This window comes from Xylanibacter rodentium (assembly GCF_013166575.1).
Lineage (GTDB): Bacteria > Bacteroidota > Bacteroidia > Bacteroidales > Bacteroidaceae > Prevotella > Prevotella rodentium.
In genome coordinates this window covers 1-12,748 of record NZ_JABKKE010000024.1, presented here as the reverse complement: position 1 = coordinate 12,748, position 12,748 = coordinate 1, and the positions used below count along the sequence as shown (strand labels likewise).

The 12,748-nt window shown below is 47.1% G+C and carries 8 protein-coding genes; 6 read left to right on the top strand and 2 right to left on the bottom strand.

Annotated elements, in window-relative coordinates; all coding sequences use genetic code 11:
* Positions 1-19 precede the first annotated feature (19 nt).
* The gene (locus tag HPS55_RS11980; protein WP_172178698.1) at positions 20-1,036 is read right to left on the bottom strand and encodes a single stranded DNA-binding domain-containing protein; all 1,017 of its coding nucleotides are present in this window, start codon (positions 1,034-1,036) and stop codon (positions 20-22) included.
* 879 nt (positions 1,037-1,915) lie between these two features.
* On the opposite strand from HPS55_RS11980, the gene leuS reads away from it, so the two are divergent.
* From leuS to HPS55_RS11950, 6 genes are all read left to right on the top strand, one after another.
* The gene (leuS, locus tag HPS55_RS11975; RefSeq protein WP_172178700.1) at positions 1,916-4,756 is read left to right on the top strand and encodes a leucine--tRNA ligase; all 2,841 of its coding nucleotides are present in this window, start codon (positions 1,916-1,918) and stop codon (positions 4,754-4,756) included.
* 77 nt (positions 4,757-4,833) lie between these two features.
* Positions 4,834-5,787, top strand: a complete 954-nt coding sequence (locus HPS55_RS11970) for a class I SAM-dependent methyltransferase (protein WP_172324981.1) — start codon at positions 4,834-4,836, stop codon at positions 5,785-5,787.
* A gap of 12 nt (positions 5,788-5,799) precedes the next feature.
* On the top strand, positions 5,800-6,402 hold the full coding sequence (locus tag HPS55_RS11965; protein WP_172178704.1) for a non-canonical purine NTP diphosphatase: 603 nt from the start codon (positions 5,800-5,802) through the stop codon (positions 6,400-6,402).
* A gap of 10 nt (positions 6,403-6,412) precedes the next feature.
* Complete coding sequence (gene porZ / locus HPS55_RS11960) at positions 6,413-8,458, top strand: type IX secretion system anionic LPS delivery protein PorZ (protein WP_253945900.1); 2,046 nt, start codon at positions 6,413-6,415, stop codon at positions 8,456-8,458.
* 46 nt (positions 8,459-8,504) lie between these two features.
* A complete protein-coding gene (locus HPS55_RS11955) occupies positions 8,505-9,926 on the top strand; it encodes a hypothetical protein (RefSeq protein WP_172178706.1) in 1,422 nt (473 codons plus the stop codon).
* A gap of 50 nt (positions 9,927-9,976) precedes the next feature.
* Complete coding sequence (locus HPS55_RS11950) at positions 9,977-11,005, top strand: acyltransferase family protein (RefSeq protein ID WP_172178708.1); 1,029 nt, start codon at positions 9,977-9,979, stop codon at positions 11,003-11,005.
* A gap of 89 nt (positions 11,006-11,094) precedes the next feature.
* Here HPS55_RS11950 and nadA read toward each other — a convergent pair whose 3' ends face one another.
* Positions 11,095-12,084, bottom strand: a complete 990-nt coding sequence (gene nadA, locus HPS55_RS11945; RefSeq protein WP_172178712.1) for a quinolinate synthase NadA — start codon at positions 12,082-12,084, stop codon at positions 11,095-11,097.
* Positions 12,085-12,748: the final 664 nt, after the last annotated feature.

Genomic DNA, 12,748 nt, shown 5'->3' with positions numbered 1-12,748 from the left:
ATTATTTATCTGCTGTACATTACTTCACAACGACTTTCTTGCCGCCGATGATATTGATACCCTTCGCTGGCTTTGACAGACGTTGGCCCGACAGATTGTAGATGGCGTCAGCCTTATCGGCAACTTCTAAGCTGCCTATACCGGCAGTTACGTTGTTGATGGAATAAATGGAACTTCCAGTGCCAATCTGGCCGTTACCGTTGTAAATAGAGAGCTGACCGTAAACGATAACCTCATCGCCTACCTTGATTTGGTCTTCAGCCGTAAACTTTTCTCCGTCAAGATAGTAACCACGGAACACATAAAGCTGGTTATCAGTAGTTTTGGTGTCACTGATGTAATATGTTGCGTTTCCATAAGAAGTTGAAACCTCGGATATTTCCGATATATAACCTTTTACATATACATTTGCAGCAAGTCCTTCTCCGGCAGCAATCAGCTCATGAGCCTTAGCTACACTGTAAGCTGTCTCGGGAGTATTTGTTATGTCAACGATAATAGGATCATTACCAACCTCATAGTATGACACCTTGGATATCTGAATCAGTCCATTGGAACTACCCGCCTGACAGTCAAAAGTAAGTTTATAATACAGATTCGCAGCCGTCTTGCTTACTTTGAACGTAAGGTCACCCTTAGCTATCGTCTCAGCATCCATTTTCTCAACAACATTATTGAAATCCTTGTCCGAAGCCACTGTCAACGAAATAGAATTGACCTTGCTCACAGTCATCTGGTCTATAGTAACGACAATACTTCCTATAGCTTTGTCCATGGCATCCGCAGTACTGATATGTGCCACCGACGCATTGTTCTTGCGTCCGCACTTGATGTACGCCCAGGCATTCTTGTTGTTGTTGAAGTTTTCAATGGTCCATGTAAAGTTTTCAAGTGTAACAGACCATGTCTCTGTATAAGCACTTATCTCTTTACTGTTTCCATCAGGAAAAGTCAATACCTTATAGGCATCGGCAAAAGAAAAACTACTGATAAGCATGAATGCTGCCATCAGAGAAACGCGTAAAATTTTGTTCATAATCAATTTCTTTTTGTTTATTAACGACTTTATATTTTTATCTCATAATGCAAAATTACATAAAAATACGATATGTCCAACATTTGTTTCATTAAATTAACGTGAATATTCCCAATTGCAACGACAAATACGGAGAACAGCCATAATTTGCGTAAACAAACCTCAGTTTGTTATTTTTATTCTTAAAAAAACGCACATATTTTTTCTCGAAATAGAAAAGCCGTAAGGCCCTCTCTGCTTTCTTTACACACGTTTTCGGAGTTGTCAACTTGCAATAAGGGCCTCCCGGCACTCCCGCAACGGCCTTATCACCTTGCAATGAGGCCGCCGTCGCAATGCAATAACGGCCTTATTGCAAGGTGAAAAGACCCTCTCTGCTTTCTTGACACGGCCTTATTTCGCTCATATAGCCGTAACAGTCTGATTGTCAGCGCATCCTATTTTAACGAAAAAATGGCTTTTTTCGGGCCGTAGCCGACAAAAGTTGTTTTCGTGACGAACGACGAAGAAGATTGTAAAAGATATATCAAACATGTTCATACTCCTATAATCCCACAAAGGGGATACAGAGCGCATACTTTCCTGCCTGGGATGGTAGGGGGCGCATCCATCTAATAAGCAAATTTAAACCCACTAATTTTTCGTAAAGTTCCCCACCAATCCTATGTCCGGACGATTATGTAGTTTAATTCTGTTGACCAACTTATTGGGTATGATAATCAATATCATCTATCTTAGACCCTTCACCCAATATCCCCCTTTGGGGGATTATAGGGGGCTTCCATTTTTTTCCCCTTTTATTCTTAATTCTTTTTTTTTTGTAGTACATTTGCACATTATTAAATATAAGGGACGACAAAAACAACTATAAAGAACAATATGGAATATAATTTCACAGACATCGAAAGGAAATGGCAACGCCGGTGGGTGGAGCAACATACCTATAAGGTAAAGGAAGATAAGGACAAGAAGAAATTTTACGTGCTCAACATGTTCCCCTATCCGTCGGGAGCAGGACTGCATGTTGGCCATCCGCTCGGATATATTGCCAGCGACATATACGCACGCTACAAGCGTCTGCAGGGATTCAACGTGCTCAACCCCATGGGATACGACGCATACGGACTGCCTGCCGAACAGTACGCCATACAGACCGGACAACATCCGGCCATCACTACCGACGCCAATATCAAGCGCTACCGCGAACAGCTGGACAAGATAGGCTTCTCGTTCGACTGGGACCGCGAGATACGCACCTGCGATCCTGAATATTACCACTGGACACAGTGGGCATTCCAGAAGATGTTCAACAGCTATTACTGCAACGACAGCAAAAAGGCCCGGCCAATAGATGAACTTACCGACGCCTTCCCTAAATACGGCAACGAGGGACTCAACGCCGCCTGTTCCGAGGAACTGCACTTTACGGCCGACGAATGGAACTCGTGGGACGAGAAGCGCCGGCAGGAGGTGCTGATGAACTACCGCATAGCATATCTCGGCGAGACGATGGTCAACTGGTGTCCGCAGCTAGGCACAGTACTGGCCAACGACGAAGTGGTGGACGGTGTCAGTGAGCGCGGCGGCTACCCGGTCGTGCAGAAAAAGATGCGCCAGTGGTGTCTGCGAGTATCGGCATACGCACAGCGTCTGCTTGACGGTCTGGAGACAATAGACTGGACCGAATCGCTGAAAGAGACACAGAAAAACTGGATAGGCCGTTCGGAAGGTACCGAGATGCTGTTCAAAGTGGCCGACAGTGACATCGACTTCACTATCTTCACAACCCGCGCCGATACCATCTTCGGCGTAACATTCATGGTTCTGGCCCCCGAAAGCGAACTTGTCGACCAGCTCACTACCGGCGAACAGCGTGCCGCCGTAGACGAATATATAGCTTATGTAAAGAAACGCACCGAGCGCGACCGTATCAGCGACCACCGCGTGACAGGTGTATTCTCGGGTTCATATGCCGTCAACCCATTCACCGGCGACAAAATTCCCGTATGGATATCCGAATATGTATTGGCCGGCTACGGTACCGGTGCCATCATGGCCGTACCTGCACACGACTCGCGCGACTATGCCTTTGCACGCCATTTCAACCTGCCGATAGTCCCGCTGATTGAAGGTGCCGACGTAAGCGAGCAGAGCTTCGACGCCAAAGAGGGCGTCGTGATGAACTCGCCGGCCGAGGGCAAGACGGCCATCGACGGTTTCTCGCTCAACGGACTCACCGTAAAGGAGGCCATCGCCAAGACAAAGGAATTTGTAAAGGCTCATGACATGGGACGTGTGAAGGTAAACTTCCGGCTGCGCGACGCCATATTCTCACGTCAGCGCTATTGGGGCGAGCCGTTCCCCGTCTACTATAAAGAAGGCATGCCGTATATGATTCCCGAAGAATGTCTGCCGCTCGAGCTGCCCGAAGTGGCCAAGTTCCTACCCACGGAGACAGGAGAGCCGCCGCTGGGACACGCCACACGATGGGCATGGGACACAAAAAACAACAAAGTGGTGGACAACGCACTCATTGACAACGTCATCGTGTTCCCGCTCGAACTCAACACCATGCCGGGATTTGCCGGCTCTTCAGCCTATTATCTGCGATACATGGACCCACACAACCATGAGGCACTGGTCGGAAAGGAGGCCGACGGATACTGGAAGAGCGTAGACCTGTATGTCGGTGGAACGGAACACGCTACGGGTCACCTTATATATTCACGATTCTGGAACAAGTTCCTGTTCGACTGCGGATATTCGTGCAAGGAAGAGCCGTTCGGAAAACTCGTAAACCAAGGAATGATACAGGGACGCAGCAACTTCGTATACCGCATCAAAGACACCAACACATTCGTCTCGCTCGGACTCAAGGACAATTACGACACCACGCCTATACACGTCGATGTGAACATCGTAAGTGGAGACGTGCTCGACGTGGAGGCATTCAAGGCATGGCGTCCGGAGTACAACGATGCCGAGTTCGTGCTTGAAGACGGCAAATACGTTTGCGGATGGGCTGTCGAGAAGATGTCGAAGTCGATGTACAACGTCGTCAATCCAGACATGATTGTCGGGAAATACGGTGCCGACACACTGCGTCTGTACGAGATGTTCCTCGGACCGGTAGAACAGAGCAAGCCATGGGACACCAACGGTATAGACGGATGTCACCGCTTCCTGAAAAAGTTCTGGGGACTGTTCTACAAGAGAGGCACCGACGAACTTACGGTGAACGACAGTGAAGCGACTCCCGAACAGCTCAAGTCTGTACACAAACTGATAAAGAAAGTGACGCAAGACATCGAAAACTTCAGCTACAACACAAGTATATCCGCATTCATGATATGCGTCAACGAACTTACACAACTGAAGTGCACCAACCGCGAACTGCTCCGTACTCTCGTTGTACTTATAGCACCGTTTGCCCCGCACATCGCCGAGGAACTGTGGGAGGCCACAGGCGGAGAGGGTAGTGTGTGCGATGCACAATGGCCCGTACACGACGAGAAATATCTCGTTGAGACATCGGTGAAACTCGGCGTTGCCTTCAACGGCAAATGCCGGTTCGACATGATGTTTGCCGCCGATGCGGACAACAAGACCGTAGAAGCCGCTGTCATGGTCGACGAGCGCTCGCAGAAGTATCTTGAGGGCAAACAGATTGTAAAGGTCATCATCGTTCCAAAACGCATGGTGAACATCGTCGTAAAGTAGAATACCCGAACCCTCTATGCTGCGACATAGCTTTCAATTTAGGAAAGCCATGTTGCAGCATAAAATAAATATAAAAGATGGAATATAAAGAACATCCCAATAACAAAATCAAACATTGGTCGGAAGGTATAGCCTATGAAATAGCGTTTTGGAACAATGTTTACAGATGGAAAAACACGTTTTCCGGTATGATGGGGTGGTCCAACCACTGTCAAATTATAAAACTTGAGAATTTCGACTGCAACCGTTTTCTGACATCATGTCAAACCGAACCGAATGTTCTGGACATTGGTTGCGGTATGAGTTACACCACCGGAAACTATATTAAACCCGAAAACGGAGCACAACGAGCTGTCAACATACACTATGTTGACCCGCTCGCACCATTTTTCAATGATATTCTCAAACGATATTCCAGCAGAATAAAAAAAAGACTAGGATATATGTTGCCTGACATTGAATTCGGCATGGTGGAATATATTTCGTCGTTTTATCCTCACAACACCGTAGATCTCGCCATCATACAGAATGCTTTGGACCATTCCGCCCTGCCCATCAAAGGACTTTTGGAAGCTATTGAATGTTTGAAAACGGGTGGAAAACTATATCTTAACCATCATCCTAACGAGGCTGAGACAGAACATTATAAGGGATTTCATCAGTATAATATAAACAATGAAAACGGAAAACTTATAATATGGAACAAAAACGAACGTCATGACATCAATTCCCTTATCTCTCAATTTGCCGACATAACCGTGAGCACAGGTATAGACAAACATGTCATCGCTGTCATAACAAAACGAAACAACGTACCCTGCGAACTCCTCAATCACAAGGAAGACAAACAATACCTATGCCGACAGATGATGACTGAGATAATTAATGGAACAAAAATAAACAACTTCATCAAGTGGAAACTGAAATATTGGACATATAACATCATCCAATTCTTCATACAGTCGCTGTCCTGGGAAAGAAAGATGAAGATAAAACGGCTTATAAAACAAACAAATGACAATAATAGATAAGAATAAGAATATATGAAAATAGTATTCGCAACCAACAATAAGAACAAACTCTCCGAGATACGCGACATTCTCGGAAGCGATTTTGAAATAGTGTCACTTCAGGATATCGGCTGCCACGCCGACATACCGGAGACAGGCTCTACACTCGAAGAGAACGCCATGCAGAAAGCCCGTTATATATACGACAACTATAATATGAGCGTGTTTGCCGACGACACGGGTCTCGAAGTGGACGCACTCGGAGGCGCACCCGGCATATACAGCGCACGCTATGCCGGCGGAGAAGGGCACGACAGCGAGGCCAACATGACAAAATTGCTCGGCGAATTAGGAGAAAATAACAATCGCAAGGCAAGATTCCGCACGGCAATAGCGTTAATATTAAAAGAAGACGGCAACGGCAATATCACCGAGAAACTATTCGAGGGTATTGTCCGTGGAGAGATAATAAAAGAGAGAAGGGGAGGAGAGGGCTTCGGATACGACCCTATATTCCAACCCGAAGGATACGACCGCACCTTCGCCGAACTCGGACCCGACGTCAAGAACAAGATAAGTCACAGGGCACGGGCTGTGGCACGGTTGGTGGAATATCTCAGAAAGTCGGGAACATAACATAAACATCATGATAAAAAAGCTTTTAACCTATACTTTCATCATAGAATGTATATTCTGTACAAAAGCGCATGCGACTGAAATAGGAGCATGGAACAACTATATGGCCTATTATGAGATACAACAGATAAAAGCTGCCGGCAACGACATTTTCGTACTTGCAAGCAACAACCTGTATATGTATAACACCAATGACGGCTCGATAACAACCTACGACAAGATAAAAGGACTCAACGACAACAATATCAGACATATTGCATGGAACAGTTCGGTAAAGAAACTTATAGCCGTATATGCCAACTGTAACATAGATATGATACGCACCAATGGAGAAATAACCAATATATCAGACTTTTACAAAAAAGCGATGAATGCTGACAAGACCGTAAACAGCATTACCATACACGACAGATATGCGTATCTTGCCACAAAATTCGGAATAGTGAAAGTCAATATGTACAATGAAGAGATAAGCGAATCCTACAATCTGCAACGTGACACGAGAAAAGTGGCCGTAAGCGGAAACAGCATATATGCAATGACATCAGGAAACATTGTACTCACTGCGTCCGTGTCGGACAACCTTATAGACAAGAACAAATGGACCCAAACGTCAAACTATCCGCAAGGGATATTCGACGAAGACAACACCGACTATGAAAAATACTATCCCATAGTGTCCACACTCAACCCGGGCGGACCGCATTACAACACCATAGGATTCCTACGTTTTACCGGAGACAAACTGTATACGGCAAACGGACTGTCCGCCACGGAAGGCAAAGCCAGCCTGCAAATATATGACGGAAAAGACTGGACCGTATACGAAAACGACATTACCGGACAGACCGGACACAGATTCGTAAACCTCATATCGTGCGATGTTGACCCGAAAGACGAAAACCACGTGTTCGCAGGCGGACAGACCGGACTGTATGAATTCAGAAACGGAAAGTTCATAAAGGAATATAACATAGACAACAGTCCGCTGAAAAATGCTACCACGGTAGATTACGGCAACAAGAATTATGTAATAGTGCCGACCGTAAAATTCGATGCCGACGGCCATCTGTGGCTTGCCAACAGCATAAGTCCGTCTACTTCTCTATTTGAAATAACACCCGAAGGCGAATGGATTTCGCACCACGACAAGCGCCTGATGACTGAAGTTCCGACAAAAAATGGAAAAGTATTGTCTTCGTTCGAGAGCATGAACGGGCTGATGTTTGACAGCAGAGGACTGATGTGGTTCAGCAACAACTACTTCCGCACACCGGCACTGATGAAATACTCGCCATCGGACAAGAACCTGTACGTATACAAAAAGGAATTCACAAATCAAGACGGAAAGAAACTCACACTGTCATTCATCAAAGAACCGACGGAAGACAAAGACGGCAACATCTGGATGGGAACAAACATCGGTCCCGTATATATAACACCGTCACAGACAACAAGCAATGAAGACATAACGGTGCTCAACCAGTACAAAGTGCCGCGCAACGACGGTACAAATCTGGCAGACTATCTGCTCAGCAACGTGGAAATATCGTCAATTGCCATCGACGGAGCCAACAGAAAATGGTTCGGTACAAAAGGCAACGGGGTATATCTCATAAGCAGTGACAATGAAAAACAGATTCATCACTTCACCAAAGACAACAGCAAACTGCTGTCGGACAACGTAATGGATATTGCCATAAACGACAAGGGAGAAGTGTTTTTCGGCACAGACCAAGGCCTTTGCTCATACATGGGCGATGCGACCGAACCGGCAGAAGACATGGACAAAAACAGCGTTTATGCCTATCCTAATCCTGTCAGACCGGAATATGACGGACTGATAACCGTATCCGGACTGACCGCCGATGCCGACGTCAAGATAACCACGGCCACCGGATATCTGGTAGCACAAGGGAAAAGCAATGGCGGCACATTCACATGGAACGGCCGCGACCTCAAAGGCCGCAAGGTAGCTTCGGGCGTATACCACGTGGTAACGGCAAAGAGCGACGGAAGCAAAGGTACGGTGTGCAATGTAGCGATAATAAGATAAAACCGCAACAACGACAATACAAGTACGACAATACAAGAAACAACTTATGGACATCATCAAGAACATCACCAGGCATATTACACCCATCACGGTGATACTGTTGTTGTCACCGTTCATCCTATATGCCATAACTCTGCTGCTGCCTACATTCGACGACTGGACATACTACACTACACCATACTTCGGCACACTTACACTCAACAATCTCTTGCCAGAACGGAGCTGGTGGCGACCGTTTGACGTAATCTTCGGATGGGTGCTCGGCAGAGACTACAGGCTGTTCCCGTTGCTCAACCACATCTTCGTATATGCCGGGCACTTAGTGTCAACCTTTCTTATATACAAGTTATCCGGCACACTTTCGTTCGGCAAGACTGCCCGGAACACAGCCACCATATTTTTCTTCATATCCCCTGGAATGCTTGGAACTGTGCTCAGCATCGACTCGTTAAACCAGACTTATGCCCAGATGTGGGGACTGCTCGGCCTTTGGTTCTATCTCAACAAAGGGCACAGGCCCAAATACGCATTGTGGATATTGTGTACATACATGTCAACGTTTTCAAAAGAAAACGGAATAATGTTCTTCTTCATACCACAAGTCATGGCGTTCGGTTTCGGCCGGACATGCAGACAACAGTTTGTGCGCGACTCCATCATAGGGGCAACGGCAGCCGCAGCATATCTCACCGCACGATTCTCTCTGACACCACACGATGTCAATTTCAACGAAGAATACTTCGACAACACCATATTTTCAAAGCTGAAACACATCGGCACCTTCATCGGCATGACATGGGTGGCCGTGGACTACGTAAGCCTTGTACATGCTCCAAGCCGCAATCCGGCCGTCGTCGTTGCCACACTGCTGCTCTCCATGCCATTCATGGCATACCTGTTTGCCGGCAGGCGCGGCCGTATCGTACAGCGTCCGCTGCTTTCGCTTGCAGCATGTATGTGTATGGCGGCATTGCCACATCTGCTCACGCTTTTCACCGTGATGCACACTTATGCCGGTCTTGGCATGGCGGCGCTGATCGTAGCCTTTTTGGCCGACAGGTCCCGACGACCGGCCGCACTGCGTATTCTCTTCACCCTATACGTCATATCGAGCATCTTCATCGACATCCATCACTGGCATAAAGCCTATCGCTCCGGCCTCATGGGACAGGACATGGGTCGCCAGGCCATAGAAAAGACGGGCCACCCCGTAGACAAAGCATACAGCATATCTGTGAGGGACGACGAAAAGAAATACTCGTCATTCTGCGTTCTGCCGTCGGACGCCTTCGGATGGGGGCATGCGGCTTTTGCCGCCACAGGATACAAATGGCCGCGTGTGTTCGGCGACACCGCCATACACGTGACCGATATGCATCTGGTGGACAGCATTGCCGACCATGCCGTGAAAGAAGGATATGACAAGGTATGGCTCGTTCACGGCGACACAGTGGACGTGATAAGGTGAAAAGCAGCAACAGCTCTATGCCATATATAAAATATGTATACCACCGCCATATGAGACCGACAACTCCGAGAGACGCACGGCTCGACACTTACAGAGCCATGATCATGATATACACCGTATGTGTGATTCACACCACATACTGGTTTGCCGTAGGCACCGAACCGCTGCTGTCGGCCATGCTTTTCGAGATGCCCGTGATATTCTTCATTGCCGGTGCGTCGCAGGCCGTAACCGAAAAGAAAAGAAACATCATCCAGACCATCATCAACCGGTCCAAAAGAATCCTTCTGCCGCTATACATATTCCTTTTCTTCACCTTCGCGACAGCCATATCCCTCACCGCAACCGGCACGGATATACATCCTTATACGATAGACCTGAGCCGGTTTACGGCGGCCGGACTGGCCAAAGTGCTGCTCACCGGCGGAAGCACCGTATTTCCATTCTACGGATACACATGGTTCGTATCCGTATATCTCGTTATATCTTGCTCGCTACCCATACAGCAGAAACTGCTCCGGCACATTCCCGGTTCGGCATACCTTGCGTTGACGGCCGCCGTGGTGCTTGCGCTGAGTCCGCTACACTTCAAGGGAGAGATGGAGCTGAAGCACATACCGGCATACAATTTCTTCTACATTGCCGGCTACCTTTACTACAAACGATGTGAGCAACGTCTTTTCACTGTCGTCACAACCGTTGCAACCATAATGACGATTATATGCTTCATCACAGGAAACATGGTGCCTATGCAAAGCCACAAATTCCCGGCCGACATCTTTTTCGTCATCTTCGGCACGGCAAGCCTGTGCCTGCTCACGATTATATTCCGCAGAATCGACATACGCTACACGTATATCCTAAGGCTGTGGAACGAACGCGGATATACCATATATCTGTATCAGACCGTAAGTCATGCCATCGTCTACGCCATAACCTACAGCTGGATTGACAGCATCGACTCGCATATTGTGAAGTTCCTTATCTATGCTCCGATGGCATTCACAGTGACAACCCTGTTGAGTTATATCACATATCCGACGGAAAAATACATCATCAGCAAAATAACAGCAAAATAATCCATGCTTTCCCAAACCCTCATCACAAAGGTCTGACAAAACATGGAAAACAGTATGAGAACCTGTAAAACTGTATGAAAAAACCTGTGTCAGCTCAGTTCAAGCATCCTCTCTATAGGCTTGACGGCCTCGCGGGCCACGTCAGGATCGACATCGACCGAAGGCCATTCGTATTTCAGCGTATTGTAAATCTTGAGCAGTGTGTTCATCTTCATATAGTCGCACTCGTTGCATGAGCATCCTACGCCGCCCTCGCCGATTTCCGGCGGCACAGGCAAAAACGTCTTGTCGGGACAGCGACGCGTCATTTCGTGCAGTATTCCGGCTTCAGTAGCCACGATGAACTCGCTGTCGCTGCTCTCCACGGCATATTTGAGCAACACTGCAGTGGAGCCTACCACATCGGCCACGGCCAGCACCGGCCCCTTGCATTCGGGATGTGCCAGAACTTTGGCACCGGGATGCAAGGTCTTCAACTTCAATATCTCCGCCACCGAGAAGCGTTCATGTACATGACAGCCGCCATTCCACAGCAGCATGTCACGGCCTGTAACCTCGTTGATATACGACCCCAGATTGTGGTCGGGGCCGAATATTATCTTTTCGTCTTTCGGGAATGTGTCTACTATCTTCTTTGCGTTGCCGCTCGTCACTACAACGTCCGTAAGCGCCTTTACGGCCGCAGTGGTGTTGACATAGCTCACCACTTTGTATCCGGGATGCTCTTCTTTGTAACGTTTCAAGTCCTCGGCACGGCATGAATCGGCCAGCGAGCAACCGGCGTTCAAGTCGGGTGCAAGCACAAGTTTTTCCGGACTGAGTATTTTGCATGTCTCGGCCATGAAGTGCACACCGCACATCACGATGATCCGGGCGTCTGTCTCGGCAGCCTTGCGGGCAAGGGCGAGCGAGTCGCCGATGAAGTCGGCCACGTCTTGTATCTCACCGTGCGTGTAGTAGTGGGCCAGTATCACGGCTTTCTTTTCTTCGCACATACGTCTTATTTCCGTCTTCAGGTCTACATCTTTACTCACGGGTTCGTCGATGTATCCTTTTTCTTTCCATTCCGGTTTCAGCATTGCTTTCATTATTTATATCTTTTTCTTTCTTTAATTTAAAAATGAAATGTTTAGTATGATATGCCGTTGATACGTTGAAAACTTTATACCTGTTTTCTTGCATATTCCGTTGTAAACATCTGCCATACGGTTACTAACAGCAGATGTTGATTGTTATCTGCTGAAAATGAGTGTTATCTTCATCTTATCAACAATTTTACATTTCGGTGCAAATATAATAAGTTTATATCTTTTTCTGCCAAAAATATGTTGAAAACTTGATTAAAAGCCTTTAATAAGCGTGTTGATATCCCATGCCTGACGGGCGTGTTGTGGTTTGTGTTGATAATACACGGATTATCAACACGGTTATCAACATGGTTGTACACATTGTTATCAACAATAATATGACGTGAATTAGATAAGTTATTCAACAAAATAAAAACTATATTATCCTACGAATATAGTATGAACGCGCTTTGGATGGATGTGCTTTGGATGGATGCGCCCCAACGGGGCAACAAGCACATAGCCCGGGGCAGAGCGAAGCGGCACCCCGGGATTTATATCCAATTGCATATATTCGCCCTGCTTGTCCCCGAATCCCTTCCGAATGGCGCTATTCCATAGTAGCATGCGATTTTCCTGGGGTCATATCCGAACTTTCTGAAGTTGTTGGTATATC

Bases quoted from the DNA above. Each gene is read 5' to 3' on its own strand.
- HPS55_RS11955 (WP_172178706.1), top strand. From the start codon at position 8,505: ATGGACATCATCAAGAACATCACCAGGCATATTACACCCATCACGGTG.
- HPS55_RS11980 (WP_172178698.1), bottom strand. From the start codon at position 1,036: ATGAACAAAATTTTACGCGTTTCTCTGATGGCAGCATTCATGCTTATC.
- porZ (WP_253945900.1), top strand. From the start codon at position 6,413: ATGATAAAAAAGCTTTTAACCTATACTTTCATCATAGAATGTATATTC.
- nadA (WP_172178712.1), bottom strand. From the start codon at position 12,084: ATGCTGAAACCGGAATGGAAAGAAAAAGGATACATCGACGAACCCGTG.
- HPS55_RS11950 (WP_172178708.1), top strand. From the start codon at position 9,977: ATGAGACCGACAACTCCGAGAGACGCACGGCTCGACACTTACAGAGCC.
- HPS55_RS11970 (WP_172324981.1), top strand. From the start codon at position 4,834: ATGGAATATAAAGAACATCCCAATAACAAAATCAAACATTGGTCGGAA.
- HPS55_RS11965 (WP_172178704.1), top strand. From the start codon at position 5,800: ATGAAAATAGTATTCGCAACCAACAATAAGAACAAACTCTCCGAGATA.
- leuS (WP_172178700.1), top strand. From the start codon at position 1,916: ATGGAATATAATTTCACAGACATCGAAAGGAAATGGCAACGCCGGTGG.